We start from the raw sequence: 20,645 nt of genomic DNA on the forward strand, positions 1-20,645 counted from the left end.
GTAATTTTTAATAAATTTGTATCAAATCGAAATCGTAAAAATACAAAGTGGTTTTATAAAAACGAATGTAAAAAAATATTACCATACTTTTATTTTAAAAATAAAAAAATTACAATAACCTTTCAAGCGTGAAATTACAAAATGTTTCTTGAAAATACAGTAAATCATAACGAACAATTTGGCTGGATTGAAGTAATTTGCGGCTCTATGTTTTCCGGAAAAACGGAAGAATTGATTCGCAGGCTAAAAAGAGCCCAATTCGCAAAACAAAAAGTGGAAATTTTTAAACCCGCCATTGATGTTAGGTATGACTTAGAAAAAGTAGTTTCGCACGATGCCAATGAAATCAGATCAACTCCAGTGCCTTCTTCCGCAAACATAAGACTTTTAGCCAGTGATTGTGATGTTGTAGGAATAGACGAAGCTCAGTTTTTTGATGATGAAATTGTAGCTGTTTGCAACGACTTGGCAAATCGTGGCGTTCGTGTTATTGTTGCAGGCTTGGATATGGATTTTAAAGGAAATCCATTTGGCCCAATGCCTGCGCTTATGGCAACTGCGGAATATGTTACTAAAGTTCATGCAGTTTGCACAAGAACTGGGAATTTGGCGCATTACAGTCATAGAACCGCCGCCAGCGAAGAACTTGTTTTATTGGGCGAAACCCAAGAATATGAACCTTTAAGCCGATCGGCTTATTTTAAAGCCATTGCTGCAGAAAAACTCAAAAAAGCCAAAGAAAATAATGGGAAATAACCACGTTACGGTGCTTGAAATAGATTTAAATGCCATTGAACATAATTTAAATGCGTTTAAATCAAAACTAAATCCTGAAACAAAAGTCTTGGCAGTGGTGAAAGCTTTTGGTTATGGGAGCAGCGCTGTTAAAATTGCTAAGTTTCTGGCCCCAAAAGTTGCTTATTTTGCCGTTGCTTATTTAGATGAAGGCATCGCTTTGAGAAACGCCGGAATTAAAACACCTATTTTGGTATTGCATCCACAAAAAATTAATTTGGAGCAAATTATAAAATTCAATCTGGAACCTAACGTTTATTCCATTACTTTACTAAAAGCCGTTATTGAAGAGGCTAAAAGTTTAAAAGTTCAAAATTATCCAATTCATATAAAATTTAACACAGGCTTAAATCGTTTGGGATTTACAAAAAAAGACATTCCTGAAATTTTATCATTGCTTAAAAATCAAAATGAGATCATTGTTGCCTCCGTTTTTTCGCATATCGCTGCCAGTGAAGATTTAAATGAACGCGAGTTCACTTTAGCGCAAATAAATAACTTCAAAGAGATTTCGGCACAATTTATTAGCCAACTTTCATCAAGGCCCTTTAGGCATATGTTAAATACTTCGGGAATCATAAATTATGCTTCCGAAGGACAATTCGACATGGTGCGTTTGGGAATTGGACTGTATGGTTTTGCGAATGAAGAAGCTGAAACTGCAAAACTGAAAAATGTGATTATCTTAAAATCGGTTATTTCACAAATCAACACTATAGAAAAAGGAGATACTGTCGGTTATAACCGCGCATTTAAAGCTACTGAAACCGTAAGAACTGCAACCATTCCTATTGGCCATGCCGACGGGATTTCACGACAATTTGGAAATGGTATCGGATATGTTTATATCAACAGCAAAAAAGCGCCAATTGTAGGCAATGTTTGTATGGATATGATCATGGTCAATGTCACAGATATAGACTGCACTGAAGGCGATGAAGTTCTTGTTTTCAAAGACCAACGTCATATTGAAGAATTGGCAAAACGAACAAACACCATTCCTTATGAATTGCTAACCGCTATTTCACAGCGCGTAAATAGGTCCCTGAAATAGCCCATTTGTTGAACCTATTATTTTTTCATTAAATTAGCTACACTAATCATTAATTAAAAAATAATAAAATGGGAATGCTAAAAGAATTTAAAGAATTTGCAATGAAGGGAAGCCTTATTGACATTGCAGTTGGTTTTGTAATGGGTGCAGCTTTTAATAAAATTGTATCTTCATTTACTGCAGGTATTGTTTCTCCTCTTGTTGGATTATTGTTCAAATCAGACTTAAAGGATCTAAAATACATAATAGATCAGGGAGTTATGGATGAAGCGGGAGCAGTCACTGGAGAAGTTGCAGTACTTTATGGGGATTTTTTAACAAACCTTATTGATTTTATTATTGTGGCGGCTGTAATGTTTATGATGATAAAAGCTATTAACAAAACTAAAAAGAAAGAAGTTCCTGCACCTGTTGCTCCAAAAGGTCCATCTCAAGAAGAATTATTGATTCAAATTAGAGATTTGTTGGCAAAAAAATAAACAAAATTTTTATAAATTAAAAAAGGGTTCGCGTTGGCGAGCCCTTTTTTAATTATCTTTTTTTGAATCGTAAACTTCGGCTATTGTTGGTGAATTCTCAGATTGATTTACTAGAATCAATTCATCGCCAACCTTTACATTTCCTGTTTGAAGCACTTTAAAATAAATGCCGCTTTTGGTGGAATTCCAAAATTGCTTTAGTATTTCCTGGGTTCCAAAACGAATTCCAAGTTTAAAGCAAGGAGTTCTCGGTTTGGTAACCTCCAACAACGCTTCACCTAATTTATAGGTATTTCCAACCAATATTTCGGTTTCTTCCAAATTTGAAATGGTTAAATTTTCACCTAACATGCCATAATTCCAATCTAAATTTGGATATAATTCCTTCCAAAATGCATAATGACTTTGGGAATACCCATAAACTGCCTGCTCAATTCCTCCGTGATATTTTCGGTCTATTACAGCATCGTTTTCAACATCTTCTTTGCCCAAAAAAATAGGATGATTTACGGGAAACTTAAAAATACCGGTTTCAACAATTTTTCCTTTGTAGTTCAGTACTTTTCGCTCGCCAACATTCACAGAAATCACTTTCATTTTTCTTCAAACTTTAAAAGTTCATCAGCAATTTTTCGGTCGTTGGACAAACGGGGCACTTTATTTTGACCTCCCAATTTACCAATTGACTTCATATATTTATTAAATCCTCCCTTTTCAATCAAGGTAATTTTTAAGGGTTTTAATATTTTTCCATTGATTAAATCGAAGTAATAACTGTTTTGTTGTTGTAAAGAAGCATCTACTTTGCTTGCAAAATTGTTCAAATCTTCAGGTTTATTGTCAAATTCAATAAACCATTCATGATAAGGCAATCCGCTTTCAGGCGTAATTTGCGGCGCCACGGTAAATTCATTTATAGCAACTGTTGTACCCATAGTTTGGCTATTTATGGCACGCTCCACCTCGCTGCCAATCACGTGTTCGCCAAATGCTGAAATAAAATGTTTAATTCTGCCGGTTACTTTAATTCTTGGCGGATTTATGGAAACAAATTCAATGGTATCTCCAATATCGTAGCCCCAAAGCCCGGCATTGGTATTCAAAATAAGCACGTAGTTTACCCCAATTTTCACATCGGCCAAAGAAATTCTTGGCGGATTTTCATTAAAAAATTCCTCGGAAGGAATAAATTCATAAAACATCCCGTTATCAACCAATAATAGCATTCCGTTTTCTTGCTGAGAATCCTGATAGGCAATAAATCCTTCAGAAGCAGGAAACAATTCAATGGTATCGACTTTTCTGCCAATCATCTCTTCAAACTTGTTGCGGTATGGTTCAAAATTCACTCCTCCATAAACAAACAGGTTAAAGTTTGGGAAAATCTCACCCACTTTTTTTCCGGTGCGCTCCATTAATTTTTCAAAATACATTTGCACCCATGAAGGAATTCCGCTAATTAAGGTCATATCCTCATTGATGGTTTCATCAACAATCGCCTCAATTTTGGTTTCCCAGTCTTCAATACAATTGGTTTCCCAGCTTGGCAATCGGTTTTTCGTTAAATAGTTAGGAATATAATGTGCGGCAATACCAGAAAGCCTACCTGTTTTAACGCTATTTTTTTCATCCAATTCCGGACTTCCCTGTAAAAAAATCATTTTGCCGTTTACAAAATCGGCCCTTTTAGTTTCAGCAATATACATTAACAATGCATTTCTCGCTGCACTGATGTGCATGGGCATCGATTCTTTGGTAAGCGGAATGTATTTTACGCCCGATGTGGTGCCTGAAGTTTTTGCGAAATACAGCGGTTTTCCTTTCCATAAAACATCCGATTCTCCTGCAACAACCTTTTCTATATAAGGTTTTAACACTTCATAATCACGAATGGGAACCTGTTTCTTAAAATCGTCGTAAGATTTAATTTTGCTGAAATTATGGTCTTTGCCAAAAGTGGTGTTTTGTGCCTGAGCAATCAAATATTTTAAAAGATTTTGCTGCACTTTTACAGCATTTTTGCTTTGTTTATTAACAGAGGCTGCGATGCGATTTGCAAATGGTTTTGCTAAAATTGATTTTATACTCATAATTATTCAAACTCAATATAATTAATTGGATTCACTGGATAACCTTCATTCCATAATTCAAAATGCAGGTGTGGTCCTGTGCTAAATTCTCCTGTGTCTCCTGCTGAAGCAATAACTTCTCCAGATTTCACCATATCACCCTGCTCTTTGTGCAAAGCCGTATTGTGCTTATAAATGGAAATAAACCCTCTGCTGTGCTCTACAATAATCACATTGCCGGTTTCGGCGGTCCATTCAGCAAAAATGACAGTTCCATCTGCAACTGATTTCACGGGAGTTCCCATTTTTACAGCAATATCTATGGCGAAATGTTTGTTTTTAAGGCTGTATCCATCGGTCACAATTCCTTTAACCGGAGAAAAAAAGACAATATCGGCACTTTTTTTCGCTTCGTTAAAAATACTGAATCTGTCGGCACTTTCAACATCAAGCCTAAATTCCAAATCAGTAACAGAAGGATTAACGTTCATAGAATCTTTATCAAATTTCATCGCGCTTAAAACGGAATCTGTGTCGAACTGAACTTCAGTAATTTTACCCGTTAACAAATCTTTTACTTTTTGAATGTATAGATTGTTTACTTCCAAAACCTGATTTAAAGAATCCACTTTATATACCAGCTGCGTTGCGTCTCTTTTTAATTTTGTGGAAGAATATCCTGGAATGTATTCTCTTAAAGAAGTAAATGCAATTAAAAAAATAGTACTTACAATGAGTAAGACAGAAAATAAAGTTCCAAAAATAAACACATTCAGCCTGGTTAAATTAAATGATAATTTTTCCTCAAAAGTATCTTCATTTAAAACAACCAAACGGTATTTATTAATTAATTTCTGTTTGAATCTAACCCTTTTTCTAGGTTTTTTTGCCATAATACTGCTTAAAAAAATATAAAAGCGAATTTTATATAATTAATATTAAACTATTTATTTAGAAGTGTTAAAACTTTTATAAAGTTACGATTTATAAAAATTCATTTCATCTATATATTTCCATACATTGATAGGAAGCATAGTGCTAATGTCCTTTTTGTCTTTTATTGCCTTTCTTATAAATGTTGATGAAATTTGAACAATAGGCGCATTTACTCTATGAATTTTTGGATGATTTAAAAATTCCGGGACTGTTTTTTCTTCAGAAATTCTTGGATAAGCATACAGCTCATAATTTTTTAAAATGGTTTCGTGATTTTTCCATTTCTGAAATCCTTTCAAATTATCTTCTCCCAACAACAAACAAAAATGATTATTTGGGAATTTCTCTTCAATATGAATAAGCGTATTTATGGTATAATTTGGCTGTGAAAGGTTAAATTCAATATCAGATGTTTTTAATTTTGGATAATTTTCAACGGCAATATTTGCCATGGCCAACCTGTGATGATTGCTTAACAGCGTTTCTTTTTGCTTAAACGGACTTCTTGGTGTAACTACAAACCAAACTTGCTCCAAATCGGAAAATTCCACCATATAATTTGCAATAATCATATGTCCGATATGAATTGGGTTAAATGTGCCAAAAAAGAGTCCGATTTTCATATAAAAAGTTAAAAGTTTAAGATAAAAAGCTAAAGTTTAAAGTAAAAATTAAAATATTTAGACCACAAACTTTTTAACCAGATTAAAAGCTTCTTGTTGTGCTTTTTCCAAATCATCATTCACCAAAATAACATCAAAATCTTTGGCAAATTTTATTTCTTTTTCAGCCTTTTTAACACGTTCTTTAATTTTTTCTTCGCAATCGGTATTTCTGTTTCTAAGGCGACGTTCCATTTCATCAATTGATGGGCTTTTTACAAAAATTGCCAGTGTTTGCTTAGGAAATTTATTTTTTATGCTTAAGCCTCCAACCACGTCAATGTCAAAAATTACATTTTTGCCCTGTTCCCAAATTCGTTCAACTTCCTTTTTTAAAGTGCCGTAATAATTATTTTCATAAACCTCTTCCCATTCAATAAAATCCCCATTTTCCACATGTTTTTGAAATTCTTTTAAGGACAAAAAATAATAGTCTTTTCCGTTTATTTCATCCCCTCTTTTTGGGCGTGAAGTTGCTGAAATAGAAAAATCTAAATTTAATTCAGATTTCTTTAATAAATGATGTACAATTGTCGTTTTACCAGAGCCTGAAGGTGCCGAAAAAACAATGAGTTTTCCCTCTTTTTTCACTGATTTTAAGTTTTATAAAAGTTGATGTTCCTGTTTTTATTACAACACATTTAAGTTTTGTTCTTTAATCTTTTCAAGTTCATCTTTCATTTGAACAACTAGTTTTTGCATATTGGCCAAATTCGATTTTGAACCGATGGTATTAATTTCCCTTCCAATTTCCTGTGTAATAAATGCCAGTTTTTTACCGTTGGAAACATCTTCATTCAATTCTTTTATAAAATATTCCAAATGATTTTTTAAGCGAACTTTTTCTTCTGTAATGTCGAGTTTTTCAATGTAGTAAATGAGTTCTTGCTCAAATCGGCTCTCGTCAATTTTTGTTTCAAGTTCCGCAATGGACTTTCTAAGTTTGTCCTTAACCTGCAACATTCGCAACGGATCCAATTCAATAACTTTTTCTAGCAACAATTCAATAATGGAAATACGCAAAACAAAATCGGCTTGCAAAACTTTCCCCTCATCAATTCTGTACTCATTAATTTTTTCGATTGTTTCCAGTATCCCATTTTCAATTTGTTTCCATTCCTGCTCGTCCAATTCTTCTCTTTGAGATTTAAACGTATCTGGAAGCCTTATGGCCATTTTTAACAATTCAATTTCATCAGAATCCACAATACCCCTCAATTGGTTCATGTATTCCTTCACCATATTTTCGTTTATTTTCGATGAATATTCCCCGCCATTATCTTCAATATAAATGGAGAAATCTATTTTTCCCCGAACCAGTTCCGTAGCCAATTGTTTGCGAATATCCAGCTCCTTTTCTCTGTAATAGCCAGGAACCCGAACGTTTAAATCTAAATTTTTGCTGTTTAACGATTTCAATTCAATCGTAATTTTTTTGGTTGGTAGCTGAAGTACGGTTTTACCGTAACCGGTCATTGAATGTATCATTTACAAATAAAGTTTAAGCAAATTTAAGCATTTTAAGGCATGTAATATTAATTTTTAAAACTATTGCTATGTATTTTTTTTATAAAAACTATTAGTACTTTTGTGTAAAATAACCTCAATTCAAATTAATTTTGGCAAAAACACCGCATTTATTAGTTATACGACTTTCCGCAATGGGTGATGTTGCAATGGCTGTTCCGGTTTTAAGGGCCTTAACAAAACAGCACCCAACCATGAAAATTACCGTGCTTTCAAAACCTTTTTTGATGCCTTTATTTGCTGATTTAAAAAATGTAACTTTTTATGCCGCGGAAGTTGATGGAAAACACAAGGGTTTTTTCGGAATTTATAAACTTTTCAAGGAATTAAAATTATTAAATATAACTGCCGTAGCTGATTTGCATAATGTATTGCGCTCAAAAATTTTAAGATCTTTTTTTAAACTTGCTTTTGCAGAAGTGGCTTTTATTGATAAAGGCCGAAGTGAAAAACGTGCTTTAACCCAATCTAAAAATAAAGTTTTTAAACAGCTGAAAACCACCCACGAAAGATATGCCGATGTTTTTAGAAATTTAGGTTTTAAACTGATCCTTACCTCCCCTGAATTTCCGTCAACAACAGAACTTTCGCCCGAAATTATTGAAATCACCGGTGTGAAAAATACAAAATGGATTGGCATTGCACCTTTTGCAACTTATAATTCTAAAATGTATCCTTTAGATTTAATGGAACAAGTTATTGCTGAATTGTCTAAACAACCCATAAAAATAATGCTTTTTGGCGGCGGCAAAAAAGAAATTGAGCTTTTGGAAAACCTTGCAAACAAATTTTCAAACACGCTAAATGTTGCCGGAAAACTAAAATTAGATCAAGAGCTAACGCTTATTTCAAATTTAGACGTTATGTTAAGTATGGATTCCGGAAACGCACATTTTGCTGCAATGTTAGGCATAAATACCATCACCATTTGGGGGATAACACACCCTTTTGCAGGCTTCTCGCCTTTTAACCAGCCTTCTGAAAACGCCATTTTACCTGATTTGGAAAAATACCCCAACATTCCCTGTTCTATTTATGGCAATAAAGTTTGTGAAGGCTATGAAGATGCCCTGAGAAGTATTTCATCAAAAACGGTAATTAAAAAAGTTTTGAAAACTTTAAATTGATTGCTGTTTTAAGCAATTTCGGTTTTCGAAAATTAACTAAAAAACTTCCTTATTTTATAATTATTATGTGCTATTTTTGCTGAAAATAAGTTCATATGATCGTCAATGTATTAGACAAAAAAAAATCAATATTAAATAAATTTATCGCAGAAATTAGGGATGCTGAAATTCAGAAGGACAGTATGCGATTTCGAAGAAATATTGAACGAATTGGCGAAGTTTTAGCTTATGAATTAAGTCAGTCCTTAGATTTTGAAAATGAAACCGTCACCACTCCATTAGGAACAACCATAGTTAAAGTACCAAAAAAAGACATTGTTTTGTGCTCCATTTTAAGAGCAGGTTTGCCTTTGCACAACGGACTTTTAAATTATTTTGATGAGGCTGAAAATGGATTTATATCCGCTTATAGAAAACATATAAATGAGGACGAATTTGAAATTGTTGTTGAATATTTTGCATCGCCTAATTTAGATGATAAAATTTTAATTTTAGCAGACCCTATGTTGGCTACAGGTCAATCTATCGTAAGTGTTTATGAAGGATTGAAAAAACATGGAGCCCCAAAAGAAATTCATTTAGCTTGTGTTATCGGTTCTGTGGAAGGTATAGAATATGTGAAAAATCACTTCCCTGAAAATACAAAATTATGGATTGGAACTGTTGATGATAAGCTGAATGATAAAGGCTATATTGTTCCCGGTTTGGGTGATGCAGGTGATTTATCTTTTGGTTATAAATTATCCAAATAAACGCCAATTGAAATTAACAGAAAGGCATATAAAATCAGATTTTTAAAAATCTTTGATTTGGTGAGTTGCATTAAATTTGAAATAATTACTCCCGAAGGAAAAATAATAAAAAATAATTCCGAACCATTTTTTGTTGGTGCCAAAAGGGCAATAACTATCGAAATTAAAAGATGATTTATCAATACGTCCCAGGAAAATTTAAAATTATTTCTGACAGAAACAACTTTTGGGGTAACCCTTATAAGGCTCCAAACCAAAACCACAAACAAAAACAAAACGGGAATTAATAGCTTTAATAATGACGTATAGGAACTAAAATCAAAGTTCATTTCATAATTAAATCTGTCGTAATAAAAAGCTGCATTTTCAAAATAAAGGCAATAGGTAAAATAAATGAGCATTGGCATTGCAAAGCCCACAACAGGAATAAATAAATTTTTAACCGTCAGTTTTTGATGTATTATCATGCTAACATACACCAATAGCAAATAAAAAATACTCCACGAATAAATTAATGTTGCAATGCCTATCCAAAAACAGGCATCAAAAAGCTTCAATTTGGTATCAAAACCAGTTCTTAAACTGTAAATTTTCCTAAACCCCAACATCAATACAATGTTTGCAAAAACAATGGGATTTGAAAACATGGCTTCAGTAAAGGTTCCCAACAAAAAAACCATCAAAATCAATGCGTACGAATTGTCTTTTGTCAGTTTGTTTTTTTTGACAATAAAACTTGCAAAAAGCAGAAATAGAACGAGCCAAATGAAAAAACCAAGTCTTTTAACCAAAAATTGCAAAGACAATTCCCCGGAATGAAGTAAAAAAGTAGCTATGAAATAATAAATAAATAGCGCTACAACTATACTAAAAACAGTTACCAGTTTAGTTTTACTGAAAAAATTTGCTATCATTACTATATTTTATACTTTTGCATGTAAATATAAATAAGTTATGATTGCAAACAATATTTTTAAAGCAATAGCTGATTTTTGTCAAAATGTTTTATTTGCGCCTTTCGACAGTGTTCGGTCGTTGGATAACTGGTGGCTTCAAAACACAGTAAGCTGGGTGTTGATTTTAATTGGATTTATTGGGTTTTTCTATTGGTTAGGTGAATTAAATAAACATACTAAAGCTGGGGAAGAATAATTTTTTATTTAAATTCATTTACATTTTCCTTTTTTTAACAAAACGCAAATCCTGTGGGAAGCAAAAATAAACTCAAAAGATTTCGTGAAAACGAAACATTTTCCAATGTCATTCAACCAACACGAAAAGAAGTTATTGATGGTTTCTCAGTAAAAGGAAATTGGCATACAATTTTTAACAACAACAATCCGATTGTGCTTGAATTGGGCTGCGGAAAAGGCGAATATACCATTGCCTTGGCCCGTAAAAATCCAAACATAAATTATATTGGCGTTGATATCAAAGGAGCACGTTTTTGGCGCGGAGCTAAAATAGCTTTAGAAGAAAACCTTAGTAATGTGGCTTTTTTAAGATCTCAAATTGAGCTCATCGACCTTCTTTTTAATGAGAAAGAAGTCGCTGAAATCTGGATTACTTTTCCAGATCCTCAAATTAAATATACCCGCACAAAACACCGGCTGACAAATGGGGCGTTTTTAAAAAAATACCACCATATTTTAAAACCTGAAGGAATTGTTCATTTAAAAACGGACAGTGAATTTATGCATGGGTATACTTTAGGTTTGCTTCACGGTGAAGGACAGGAAATTATCTATGCACATCACGATATTTATAAAAATTACCATGCGCCTGAAGAAGTGACTTCAACACAAACTTTTTATGAAAGTCAGTATTTAGAAAAAAGCAAACCTATTACTTACATTAAATTTAGGCTTCGTTATTAACCTACTTTTTGGTTGAAAGTTAAAAGATTAATGTTCAATTCGTAATTCAAAAATCGTAAATCCTGAAAAACCAACTACCGACAACAAAAAACACTTGTAACGAATGGAAAATTCCGGCAATTTTTTTGAAAAAGTATATGAAGTTGCAAAACAAATTCCTTTTGGCAGGGTTACCAGTTATGGTGCTATTGCAAAATATTTAGGAACAGCGAAGTCGGCAAGAATGGTGGGCTGGGCTATGAATGCATCACATAATAATGCCGATATTCCAGCTCATAGAGTTGTTAACAGAAATGGATTGTTAACTGGAAAATTTCATTTTGATGGCACCAACTTAATGCAACAGCTGCTGGAAAGTGAAGGGATTGTTGTAAAGGAAAATCAAATTCAAAACTTCCATGACGTTTTTTGGGATCCATTTAAAGAATTGAAATAATGGTCGTAGGTATCTGATATTTGGATTTTTAATTATCTAATTGCCTAACCTATTTTTGAGCATTTTCAACTTTTTGATTTTGAGACTTTCTTCTATCCAACTTTAAAACTATGTGACTTTGTGAATTCATTTGAACTCTGTATCTTTGTTGTTTAGAATGATTTTATATAAACAACATGGCATATACAAAAAAAGACATCTCAAATGCACTTGAAACCATCACTGCACCTGGTGAAGGAACAAATTTAATTGAAAGTGGCGCGGTTAAAAATATTGTAACTTTTGATAAAGAAGTTATTGTTGATGTAACCATATCAAACCCAACGCTACAGGCTAAAAAGAAAATAGAAGTTGAAATTATGAAAGCGATTCACCAACACGTGGATGTGAAAGCTGATGTAAAAGTAAACGTATCTGTAATTGCGCCTGACAAACCTATTGAAAATACAAAACCTAAAGTTCCTGGAATTCAAAATATTATTGCAATTGCTTCTGGGAAAGGTGGTGTAGGAAAATCTACCATTACCGCAAATATGGCCATCTCATTGCAAAAAATGGGCTTTAAAGTCGGTATTTTAGATGCCGATGTTTATGGACCATCTATTCACTTAATGTTTGATGTAGCACATGCGAAACCATTATCAGTAGAAATTGATGGTAAATCAAAAATGCAGCCTATTGAAAGCTATGGTGTAAAAATATTGTCTTTAGGTTTCTTTGTTGATGCCAATCAGGCCGTTATTTGGCGCGGTGCGATGGCGGGCAAGGCACTAAACCAATTGATTTTTGACTCACATTGGGGAGAACTTGATTTTTTATTAATTGATTTACCTCCGGGAACCGGCGATATTCACCTGTCAATTGTGCAAGCAGTTCCCGTTACAGGTGCCATAATTGTGAGTACTCCACAAAATATTGCTTTGGCCGATGCCAAAAAAGGAGTGGCAATGTTTCAACAAGAAAGTATTAATGTTCCTGTTTTGGGCATTGTTGAAAATATGAGCTATTTCACACCTGCTGAACTTCCAGATAACAAATACTATATTTTTGGACAAAATGGCGCTAAGAATTTGGCCGAAGACATTAATGTTGCATTTTTAGGTGAAATTCCCTTGGTGCAAAGCATTAGGGAATCAGGCGATGTTGGCCATCCTGTAGCACTTCAGGACAACACCCCTTTAGAACTCGCGTTTTCAGAAATTACAAAAAACGCCTTGTCTCAATTGGTGAAAAGAAACAATGATTTACCTCCAACTGAAATTGTTCGAATTACGACAATGAGTGGGTGCAGCACAAAAAAATAACCCTATGGAAGCGGAAGAACTTAAAAATAATGTTGAAAATGCACTGCAAGAAATCAGGCCTTATTTACAGGCTGATGGTGGAAACATTTCATTGGTTGAAATAGTCAATAATATTGTTCATGTGCAACTGGAAGGAAACTGTTTGGGGTGCTCCGTAAATCAGATGACTTTAAAAAATGGAGTTGAAGCTACTATAAAAAGGCACGCACCTCAAATTTTACAAGTTATTGAAGTTAACGGAATTTCTTTTTAGCTTTCAAAAAAATATAACGATAAAGAGCACTTAATGTGCTCTTTATTATTTAATTAAAGTTTGAAAAATATTTTTATATTTGTAAAACATGAAAAAAGCTTGGGTAGGATTATTATTACTTCTTAAATTCTTAATCAAGAGAGTTCCTGAATGAAAATATTCATAATTATAGTTGCAAGCTAAAATTTTGTATCTTTAATATCTATGATTCTATCCTAAAACGATGAAAATCATTTAGATTAAAATTCATAAAAAAACTACTAATCCTTTTTAAGGAATTCATAACTAAAAAATTACAACTATGCCCAGATATTATTCATTAGGTAAAATTCCGCCAAAACGCCACACTACATTCGAAAAACCTATGGGTGGATTGTATCAGGAAGAGCTTTTCGGAACCGCAGGTTTCGCAGGAATGTCATCATTAATTTATCATTTGAATCCACCCACAGTGGTTACGGAAATCAAAAAAGTAAAACATACCACTCCAAAAATCGCCATCGAAAAAAACATGAAAGCGCTGAGTTTTAAAGGATTTTCCTTAAAACCTGAAGCCGATTATCTGGAAAGCAGAAAAACGGTTTTTGTTAACAGCGATTTGCATATTGGCCTGGCCGCTCCAAAAGCATTTTCTTCAGCTTATTTTTATAAAAATGCAGATGCGGATGAAATGCTTTTTGTGCACATTGGTTCCGGCACATTAAAAACGATGTATGGAAACATACCTTTTAAATATGGTGATTATGTGATAATTCCACGAGGAACTGTATACCAAATAGACTTTGACACACAAGAAAACCGTTTGTTATATGTTGAATCATTTAGTCCAATTGTAACGCCAAAACGCTATCGAAATAACTTTGGACAATTATTGGAACATTCTCCTTTTTGCGAACGTGATTTTAAATTGCCAACCAATTTGCAAACTCATGACGAGAAAGGTGCTTTTAAAGTCCTTATCAAAAAGCAAGGTGTACTTTGGGAATATCTTTATGGAAACCATCCTTTTGATGCTGTTGGCTGGGACGGATTTAATTATCCGTATGCTTTCTCCATTCACGATTTTGAACCAATCACCGGCCGTATTCATATGCCACCACCAATTCACCAAACCTGGGAAGCCTCTGGTTTTGTGGTTTGTTCATTTGTACCAAGAATGTACGATTACCATCCGAAATCTGTTCCGGCACCTTACCACCACAGCAATATCGATTCCGAAGAAATATTGTATTATGTAGATGGCGATTTTATGAGTCGAAATAACATAGAAAAAGGACAAATAACCTTGCATCCTGGCGGAATTCCTCATGGTCCGCATCCAGGCGCCATCGAAAGAAGCATCGGAAAAAAATTCACCGAAGAATTGGCCGTGATGATTGATCCTTTTAAGCCGGTGATGATTACCGAAGAAGCCATGAATTTGCAGGTAGATGATTATTATAAATCTTGGATAACTGAATAAATATTAGAAAAAAGAATAGAGAAAAAAGACAAGTAATGCTATGAAAAGACATAATTATAAGAAGTTAAAAATTTGGACAATGGGGCTGGAAATTTCAAAAGATATTTCTGATATGTTATATACCTTTCCAAAACATGAAAGGTTTGATTTAAGTTCACAAATAAGCAGATGTTCAATATCAATTCCCAGTAACATTGCTGAAGGTTCAGCAAGAACAGATAAATCTTTTTCTCATTTTATTGATATTTCTCTTGGCTCTTCTTTTGAACTTTCAACACAATTATTAATTGCTTCACACAGAAAATATATAGCTACAAAAACATTAAATAACCTGGAAGAAAAAATTGATGAGTTTCAAAAAATGACAATGGGGTTTCAAAACGCCTTAAATTTAGTTTAGTCTTTTTTTCTCTGGTCTTTTTTCTTTATTCTAAAATATTAATTATGAACAAACTAAAAAACAAACAAAATTTCAACTACGGATTGGAAAAAATATTTCCAGAAGCACAAGATTTTTTGCCTTTATTGGGAACTGATTATGTGGAAATGTATGTGGGAAATGCCAAACAGGCAGCGCATTACTACAAAACAGCATTCGGATTTCAATCGTTGGCTTATGCCGGATTGGAAACTGGTTTAACTGACCGAACGAGCTATGTTTTGGTTCAGGATAAAATTAAATTGGTGTTGACCACGCCAATGCCGAACAAAAATAATCAGGAAATTTTTGACCATCTCGAAAAACACGGCGATGGTGTAAAAGTAGTGGCGCTATGGGTGGAAGATGCCAAACAAGCCTGGGAGGAAACCACAAAAAGAGGCGCAAAATCATATATGGAGCCAATCAAAGAAAGTGATGAAAATGGCGAGGTTGTTCGTTCAGGAATACATACTTATGGAGATACCGTACACATTTTTGTTGAAAGAAAAAATTACAACGGCCTGTTCCTTCCGAAATTTGTAAAATGGAATTCGAGCCATAACCCGACAGATGCAGGTTTGCGTTACATTGATCATATGGTTGGCAATGTTGGCTGGAATGAAATGAATATCTGGGCGAAATTTTACAATGAAATTATGGGATTTGCCAACTTAATAACTTTTGATGATAAAGATATTTCAACAAAATATACGGCATTAATGAGTAAAGTAATGACCAATGGCAACGGCCGTGTAAAATTCCCCATTAACGAACCTGCAGAAGGCGTAAAAAAATCACAAATCGAAGAGTATTTAGATTTTTACAATGGTCCGGGAATTCAACATATCGCTGTGGCAACAAATAATATTTTGGAAACTGTAAAAGCCCTGACGGCACGTGGGGTTGAATTTTTATATGTTCCCGGCTCTTATTACGATACTGTATTGGACAGGGTTGGTGACATTGATGAAGATTTGGCTGCTTTAAAAGATCTCGGAATTTTAGTTGACAGAGATGATGAAGGTTACTTATTGCAAATTTTTACCAAACCTGTAACCGACAGACCTACACTTTTTTTTGAAATTATTCAAAGAAAAGGGGCACAATCATTTGGGAAGGGAAACTTTAAAGCTTTGTTTGAGTCCATTGAAGCAGAACAAGCTCGGAGAGGAACTTTGTAATTTTACAATTATTAATAAAAGCTTAATAGCGTATGTGTTAAGCTTTTACTATTTTTGGCGCGATAATTGTATTTTTACAATTAGAATCACTTATAAACTATTAAATGAAAAATATTATATACCTATTTATTTTTTTAATTGCCTTTACTTCAATTAGTCAATCCATTCAAAAAACGAATGAAAAATCGAAGGAAGCTGTTTCAAAGGCGAAAGATTCTCCACAAAATTTCGCTTTTCAAAAAGGAGAATGGCTTAAGTTTAAAATGAGTTACAGCAATTTTTTAAATGCAGGTTTTTCAACAATGGAAGTGAGGGAAACTACAAATAATCAAAAAGAAGCTTTTCATATTCTTGGAAAAGGAAAATCTACAGGAATTGTGGGTTTGTTTTTTAATGTAAAAGATGATTATCAAACTTTCATGTATAAAGAATCTATGTTGCCATATCGCTTCATAAGAAAAATTGATGAAGGCGGATATACCAAAGATGAAGAAATTTTATTCAATCACGACAAAAATGAGGCTACCGTAAAAAACTATAAACACAATACCGTTGATAAGCATCCTATTGGCAACGACATTCAAGACTTACTTTCATCTTTATACTTTTTGAGAAACCAAAATTTAACCGATTTAGAAGTTGGCGATGAAATTGAATTAAAAATGTTTATTGATAAAGAAGTCACCAATTTTAAACTTCGTTTTTTAGGAAAAGAAGTTGTAAAAACCAAATTTGGCAAAGTTAAATCCCTAAAATTTAAACCAATGGTTCAGGCTGGGCGTGTTTTTAAAGAACAGGAAAGTTTGACCATCTGGATTAGTGATGATGACAACAAAATTCCACTGCTCATTAAAGCATCTCTTGCTGTTGGCTCCCTAAGAGCAGATCTCGATGAATTTAAAGGTTTAGCACACCCTTTTAACATAATTTTTTGAAATTAAATTGTATTTTCGCAATTTATTTGTAGAATCAAATTTAATTGTAAAAGTAGTCCGTCTTGAAAAAATTATTTGCCCTCTTATTCGTTGTCTTAATTATTGCCTGTAATGATAAAAAACCTGAAGCCAAGATAATTCCTAAGCCTAAATTTGTTTATGAATTTGGTTATAGATTAAACGATTATAAGGTCATAAACGACACCATTAAATCCGGCGAAAATTTTAGTGAAATATTAACCAAAAACAAGGTTGATTACGCTAAAATATTTGAAATTGTAAATAAAACAAAAGACTCTTTCAATATTAGAAGTCTTAGAGCAGGAAAGCCATACACCATTTTGGCAAAAAATGATTCTACCCAGCAAGCTCAGGTATTTATTTACAGGCGTTCCCAAGTTCAATATACAGTTATAGATTTTAAGGATTCAACAATTACGGTGCATAATGGAAAAAAGCCCATAAAAACTGTAATTAAAACAGCATCGGGTATTATTACAACCCATCTTTCCCACGCCATCAAAAGTCAAGGATTAAATCCATATTTAACCTATAAAATGGCCGATGATATTTTTGCCTGGTCTATTGATTTTTCCAAACTTCAAAAAAATGATAAATTCAGACTAATCTACGAACAGTTTTACATAGAAGACAGTATTCCCGTAGGAATTGGAAAAATAAAAGCTGCCTATTTTGAACATAATGATACGCCTTTTTATGCATTTAATTATATGGTTGATTCAACCCACAAGGCTTATGACTATTTTGATGATAAAGCCAATGTGTTGCGTCGGCAATTTTTAAAAATGCCCGTAAAATTCAGCAGAATATCATCTCGGTACAATTTAAAAAGACGTATTGCCTATTATGGAAACAAAATCAGGGCTCACAAAGGCACGGATTATGCGGCGCCAATTGGAACGCCAATTGAGTCTACCGCCAACGGAACGGTTATTGAATCAAGGTATGCCGGTGGCAATGGCAATTACGTTAAAATTCGACATAACAGCACCTACACTACTCAGTATTTACATATGAGCAAACGGTTAGTTAAAGTTGGGGATTATGTAAAACAAGGAGATGTTATCGGTAAAATTGGGATGACAGGGAATACAGCAGGACCACATGTATGTTATCGTTTTTGGAAAAACGGGGTGCAAATTGACCCATTAAGAGAAAAATTACCTGCTTCCGAACCTATGAAAAAAAATAAAAAACCGGCTTACCTTAAATTTATTGAGCCACTTAAAATCCAATTGGATTCTATAGAATATCCTCCTAAAAATATTTTATTCTAATTATAAGATTCGCATTAAATTATCAGTTCAAGACCATGAAAAATATCAATCCAACCGAAACAAAAGCTTGGCAATCGCTAACTTCTCACTATAAAGCTATAAATTCAATTCATTTAAAATCATTATTTAATAATGACCTGGATCGAAAAAAGAAATTCAGCATTAATTTTAATGACTTTGAATTTGATTATTCAAAAAACAGAATAACCGAAGAAACGATAACCCATTTGTTGGAATTGGCTCATGAAGTTGATTTAGAAAGTGCCCTTAAATCCTATTTTTCAGGAGAAAAAATCAATAAAACTGAAAACAGAGCGGTATTGCATACTGCTTTAAGAAACCAATCAAATGAAGCGATTTTATTTGAAGGAAAAAATATTATGGTTGACATTAAAGACGCGCTACATAAAATGGAGTCTTTTACCACCAAAATTGTTTCAGGAAGCTGGAAAGGGTATACCAATAAATCGATTACAGATGTTGTAAATATTGGCATTGGCGGATCGGATTTGGGACCGGATATGGTGGTTGAATCTTTAAAATATTACAAAAACCATTTAAATGTCCATTTCGTCTCAAATATTGACGGCGACCACGTTCAGGAAGTGATCAAAACTTTAAATCCTGAAACCACCTTATTTGTAATTGTTTCAAAAACATTTACAACACAAGAAACGCTTACCAATTCAACCACCATAAAAAAATGGTTTTTGCAAACCGCTTCTGAAAGTGATGTTGCAAAACATTTTGTGGCTGTTTCCACAAACTTAAAAGCAGCAAATGACTTTGGTATTGCCTCAGAAAATATTTTCCCTATGTGGGACTGGGTTGGTGGCCGATTTTCATTATGGAGCACGGTTGGTTTATCTATAAGTTTGGCAGTTGGTTTTAATAATTTTAAAGACCTTTTAATTGGTGCTTTTGAAATGGATGAACATTTTAAAAACACCCCTTTTAAAAACAATGCACCAGTAATGCTTAGTTTAATAGGAATTTGGCACACCAACTTTTTTAATGTGGAAACTGAAGTTATTTTACCTTATACACAATATCTCAGTAAATTTGCACCTTACCTTCAACAAGCCATTATGGAGAGTAATGGTAAAAGTGTAGACAGAAATGGGAAAAAAGTGACTTACCAAACAGGAAATATAATTTGGGGGAGCACAGGCACAAATGCCCAACATGCTTTTATGCAATTATTGCATCAGGGAACCAAATTAATTCCGGCTGATTTTATTGGATTTAGAGAATCTCTTTACGGAAACAAAGAACACCACACCAAATTAATGGCCAACTTTTTTGCGCAAACCCAGGCACTTGCCGAAGGAAAAACAAAAGAAGAAGCACATTTGGATTTAAAAACGCAAGGCAAAATGAATGAAATAGAAGCCTTGTTGCCTTATAAAGTTTTTGAAGGAAACAAACCAAGCACTACCATATTAATAAACAAACTTACTCCCAAAACTTTGGGAAGTTTAATTGCTTTTTATGAACACAAGATATTTGTTCAGGGAATTATTTGGAATATCTTCAGTTTTGACCAATTTGGCGTTGAGCTGGGAAAAGAATTAGCCAATAAATATCTTCAAAAAAAGTAATATTTCAAGTTCAAAAAAAGCAACCATTGCCTTAATTGATCATCTGTTAATAAACAGTTAATAAACTGTTAATTTTTAATTATATTAATGCAGTTTTAAAGGTGTTTTTCACTATTTTTATCCTAATTAATTGTTAATATTTAACAATTAATGAAAGATTATTTTGGTAAAAATTACCATTTTTGCACAAACATTTAATTCAACTTAAAATTAAACAATGAGAAAATTTAAAAATTTGTTAATGGTAGTACTATTAATTAGTTCTACTGCCATTTTCGCTCAAACCAAACTTACAGGGAAGGTTGTTGATGAATCAAATCAGCCACTGCCTGGCGCTTCTTTAATTGTTAAAGGCACCAAAACAGGAAACACATCAGATTTTGATGGTAATTTTACCTTAGTAACTTCTTTGACTAGCGGTACATTAGAAGTTTCATTCGTTGGATATGGAACAACATCTGTAACATTTAATGGAA

Annotated in this window: 24 protein-coding genes; 17 read left to right on the forward strand and 7 right to left on the reverse strand. The window is 33.4% G+C overall.

Features of this window, described 5'->3' with window-relative positions; translation table 11 throughout:
* The first annotated feature begins 141 nt into the window (after nt 1–141).
* From ABY285_RS00590 to mscL, 3 genes are all read left to right on the forward strand, one after another.
* Nucleotides 142–756, forward strand: coding sequence for a thymidine kinase (locus ABY285_RS00590; RefSeq protein ID WP_372765920.1), 615 nt, complete (start codon nt 142–144; stop codon nt 754–756).
* Entirely contained in the window at nt 746–1,849 is a 1,104-nt protein-coding gene (gene alr, locus ABY285_RS00595; protein WP_372765922.1) for an alanine racemase, read from the forward strand. Before ABY285_RS00590 ends, alr begins: the two co-directional genes overlap by 11 nt.
* Before the next feature lie 68 nt (nt 1,850–1,917).
* Entirely contained in the window at nt 1,918–2,328 is a 411-nt protein-coding gene (mscL, locus tag ABY285_RS00600) for a large conductance mechanosensitive channel protein MscL (RefSeq protein WP_372765924.1), read from the forward strand.
* Nucleotides 2,329–2,376: 48 nt separating this feature from the next.
* Here mscL and ABY285_RS00605 read toward each other — a convergent pair whose 3' ends face one another.
* From ABY285_RS00605 to ABY285_RS00630, 6 genes are all read right to left on the reverse strand, one after another.
* Nucleotides 2,377–2,925, reverse strand: a complete 549-nt coding sequence (locus tag ABY285_RS00605; RefSeq protein WP_372765926.1) for an MOSC domain-containing protein — start codon at nt 2,923–2,925, stop codon at nt 2,377–2,379.
* Nucleotides 2,922–4,418 (reverse strand): GH3 auxin-responsive promoter family protein, encoded by a 1,497-nt coding sequence (locus ABY285_RS00610; protein ID WP_372765928.1) that lies wholly within the window; start codon nt 4,416–4,418, stop codon nt 2,922–2,924. The genes ABY285_RS00605 and ABY285_RS00610 overlap by 4 nt, the downstream gene beginning before the upstream one ends.
* A 2-nt stretch (nt 4,419–4,420) precedes the next feature.
* Nucleotides 4,421–5,290, reverse strand: a complete 870-nt coding sequence (locus ABY285_RS00615; protein WP_372765930.1) for a M23 family metallopeptidase — start codon at nt 5,288–5,290, stop codon at nt 4,421–4,423.
* Nucleotides 5,291–5,374: 84 nt separating this feature from the next.
* Nucleotides 5,375–5,956, reverse strand: coding sequence for a nicotinate (nicotinamide) nucleotide adenylyltransferase (gene nadD / locus ABY285_RS00620; RefSeq protein ID WP_372765932.1), 582 nt, complete (start codon nt 5,954–5,956; stop codon nt 5,375–5,377).
* Nucleotides 5,957–6,013: 57 nt separating this feature from the next.
* Nucleotides 6,014–6,586, reverse strand: a complete 573-nt coding sequence (gene gmk / locus ABY285_RS00625) for a guanylate kinase (protein WP_372765934.1) — start codon at nt 6,584–6,586, stop codon at nt 6,014–6,016.
* A 39-nt stretch (nt 6,587–6,625) separates the two neighbouring features.
* Entirely contained in the window at nt 6,626–7,483 is an 858-nt protein-coding gene (locus tag ABY285_RS00630) for a YicC family protein (protein WP_372765936.1), read from the reverse strand.
* 131 nt (nt 7,484–7,614) lie between these two features.
* Here ABY285_RS00630 and ABY285_RS00635 point away from each other — a divergent pair, with 131 nt between their 5' ends.
* Nucleotides 7,615–8,649 (forward strand): glycosyltransferase family 9 protein, encoded by a 1,035-nt coding sequence (locus tag ABY285_RS00635; protein ID WP_372765938.1) that lies wholly within the window; start codon nt 7,615–7,617, stop codon nt 8,647–8,649.
* Nucleotides 8,650–8,744: 95 nt separating this feature from the next.
* Nucleotides 8,745–9,401: a uracil phosphoribosyltransferase gene (upp, locus tag ABY285_RS00640; RefSeq protein ID WP_372765940.1), complete on the forward strand. Its 657-nt coding sequence runs from the start codon at nt 8,745–8,747 to the stop codon at nt 9,399–9,401.
* Here the strand turns inward: upp and ABY285_RS00645 are convergent.
* Nucleotides 9,383–10,315: a DUF6427 family protein gene (locus ABY285_RS00645; RefSeq protein WP_372765942.1), complete on the reverse strand. Its 933-nt coding sequence runs from the start codon at nt 10,313–10,315 to the stop codon at nt 9,383–9,385. The genes upp and ABY285_RS00645 overlap by 19 nt on opposite strands.
* A 40-nt stretch (nt 10,316–10,355) precedes the next feature.
* On the opposite strand from ABY285_RS00645, the gene ABY285_RS00650 reads away from it, so the two are divergent.
* From ABY285_RS00650 to ABY285_RS00705, 12 genes are all read left to right on the forward strand, one after another.
* Nucleotides 10,356–10,553: a uracil phosphoribosyltransferase gene (locus tag ABY285_RS00650; protein ID WP_372765944.1), complete on the forward strand. Its 198-nt coding sequence runs from the start codon at nt 10,356–10,358 to the stop codon at nt 10,551–10,553.
* Between the two features lie 53 nt (nt 10,554–10,606).
* Nucleotides 10,607–11,278 (forward strand): tRNA (guanosine(46)-N7)-methyltransferase TrmB, encoded by a 672-nt coding sequence (trmB, locus tag ABY285_RS00655; protein WP_372765946.1) that lies wholly within the window; start codon nt 10,607–10,609, stop codon nt 11,276–11,278.
* Between the two features lie 103 nt (nt 11,279–11,381).
* Nucleotides 11,382–11,714, forward strand: coding sequence for an MGMT family protein (locus ABY285_RS00660; RefSeq protein ID WP_372765948.1), 333 nt, complete (start codon nt 11,382–11,384; stop codon nt 11,712–11,714).
* Between the two features lie 176 nt (nt 11,715–11,890).
* Entirely contained in the window at nt 11,891–13,018 is a 1,128-nt protein-coding gene (locus ABY285_RS00665; RefSeq protein WP_372765950.1) for a P-loop NTPase, read from the forward strand.
* A gap of 4 nt (nt 13,019–13,022) precedes the next feature.
* On the forward strand, nt 13,023–13,271 hold the full coding sequence (locus tag ABY285_RS00670; RefSeq protein WP_372765952.1) for a NifU family protein: 249 nt from the start codon (nt 13,023–13,025) through the stop codon (nt 13,269–13,271).
* A gap of 301 nt (nt 13,272–13,572) precedes the next feature.
* Nucleotides 13,573–14,733 (forward strand): homogentisate 1,2-dioxygenase, encoded by a 1,161-nt coding sequence (locus ABY285_RS00675; protein ID WP_372765954.1) that lies wholly within the window; start codon nt 13,573–13,575, stop codon nt 14,731–14,733.
* A 40-nt stretch (nt 14,734–14,773) separates the two neighbouring features.
* On the forward strand, nt 14,774–15,133 hold the full coding sequence (locus ABY285_RS00680) for a four helix bundle protein (protein WP_372765956.1): 360 nt from the start codon (nt 14,774–14,776) through the stop codon (nt 15,131–15,133).
* 44 nt (nt 15,134–15,177) lie between these two features.
* Nucleotides 15,178–16,335, forward strand: coding sequence for a 4-hydroxyphenylpyruvate dioxygenase (hppD, locus tag ABY285_RS00685; protein ID WP_372765958.1), 1,158 nt, complete (start codon nt 15,178–15,180; stop codon nt 16,333–16,335).
* 104 nt (nt 16,336–16,439) lie between these two features.
* Nucleotides 16,440–17,270 carry a DUF3108 domain-containing protein gene (locus ABY285_RS00690; RefSeq protein WP_372765960.1) on the forward strand — a complete coding sequence of 277 codons (831 nt, stop codon included), beginning with the start codon at nt 16,440–16,442 and terminating at the stop codon, nt 17,268–17,270.
* A gap of 62 nt (nt 17,271–17,332) precedes the next feature.
* Nucleotides 17,333–18,568 (forward strand): M23 family metallopeptidase, encoded by a 1,236-nt coding sequence (locus ABY285_RS00695; RefSeq protein WP_372765962.1) that lies wholly within the window; start codon nt 17,333–17,335, stop codon nt 18,566–18,568.
* A gap of 35 nt (nt 18,569–18,603) precedes the next feature.
* Nucleotides 18,604–20,169, forward strand: a complete 1,566-nt coding sequence (gene pgi, locus ABY285_RS00700; RefSeq protein ID WP_372765964.1) for a glucose-6-phosphate isomerase — start codon at nt 18,604–18,606, stop codon at nt 20,167–20,169.
* 241 nt (nt 20,170–20,410) lie between these two features.
* Nucleotides 20,411–20,645, forward strand: a 235-nt coding sequence (locus tag ABY285_RS00705; protein ID WP_372765966.1) for a carboxypeptidase-like regulatory domain-containing protein, incomplete at its 3' end; no start/stop codon positions are given.

It is taken from the genome of Lutibacter sp., from assembly GCF_041555395.1.
Lineage (GTDB): Bacteria > Bacteroidota > Bacteroidia > Flavobacteriales > Flavobacteriaceae > Lutibacter.

Bases quoted from the DNA above. Each gene is read 5' to 3' on its own strand.
- ABY285_RS00590 (WP_372765920.1), top strand. From the start codon at position 142: ATGTTTCTTGAAAATACAGTAAATCATAACGAACAATTTGGCTGGATT.
- alr (WP_372765922.1), top strand. From the start codon at position 746: ATGGGAAATAACCACGTTACGGTGCTTGAAATAGATTTAAATGCCATT.
- mscL (WP_372765924.1), top strand. From the start codon at position 1,918: ATGGGAATGCTAAAAGAATTTAAAGAATTTGCAATGAAGGGAAGCCTT.
- ABY285_RS00605 (WP_372765926.1), bottom strand. From the start codon at position 2,925: ATGAAAGTGATTTCTGTGAATGTTGGCGAGCGAAAAGTACTGAACTAC.
- ABY285_RS00610 (WP_372765928.1), bottom strand. From the start codon at position 4,418: ATGAGTATAAAATCAATTTTAGCAAAACCATTTGCAAATCGCATCGCA.
- ABY285_RS00615 (WP_372765930.1), bottom strand. From the start codon at position 5,290: ATGGCAAAAAAACCTAGAAAAAGGGTTAGATTCAAACAGAAATTAATT.
- nadD (WP_372765932.1), bottom strand. From the start codon at position 5,956: ATGAAAATCGGACTCTTTTTTGGCACATTTAACCCAATTCATATCGGA.
- ABY285_RS00630 (WP_372765936.1), bottom strand. From the start codon at position 7,483: ATGATACATTCAATGACCGGTTACGGTAAAACCGTACTTCAGCTACCA.
- upp (WP_372765940.1), top strand. From the start codon at position 8,745: ATGATCGTCAATGTATTAGACAAAAAAAAATCAATATTAAATAAATTT.
- ABY285_RS00645 (WP_372765942.1), bottom strand. From the start codon at position 10,315: ATGATAGCAAATTTTTTCAGTAAAACTAAACTGGTAACTGTTTTTAGT.
- ABY285_RS00650 (WP_372765944.1), top strand. From the start codon at position 10,356: ATGATTGCAAACAATATTTTTAAAGCAATAGCTGATTTTTGTCAAAAT.
- ABY285_RS00660 (WP_372765948.1), top strand. From the start codon at position 11,382: ATGGAAAATTCCGGCAATTTTTTTGAAAAAGTATATGAAGTTGCAAAA.
- ABY285_RS00665 (WP_372765950.1), top strand. From the start codon at position 11,891: ATGGCATATACAAAAAAAGACATCTCAAATGCACTTGAAACCATCACT.
- ABY285_RS00670 (WP_372765952.1), top strand. From the start codon at position 13,023: ATGGAAGCGGAAGAACTTAAAAATAATGTTGAAAATGCACTGCAAGAA.
- ABY285_RS00675 (WP_372765954.1), top strand. From the start codon at position 13,573: ATGCCCAGATATTATTCATTAGGTAAAATTCCGCCAAAACGCCACACT.
- ABY285_RS00680 (WP_372765956.1), top strand. From the start codon at position 14,774: ATGAAAAGACATAATTATAAGAAGTTAAAAATTTGGACAATGGGGCTG.
- hppD (WP_372765958.1), top strand. From the start codon at position 15,178: ATGAACAAACTAAAAAACAAACAAAATTTCAACTACGGATTGGAAAAA.
- ABY285_RS00690 (WP_372765960.1), top strand. From the start codon at position 16,440: ATGAAAAATATTATATACCTATTTATTTTTTTAATTGCCTTTACTTCA.
- pgi (WP_372765964.1), top strand. From the start codon at position 18,604: ATGAAAAATATCAATCCAACCGAAACAAAAGCTTGGCAATCGCTAACT.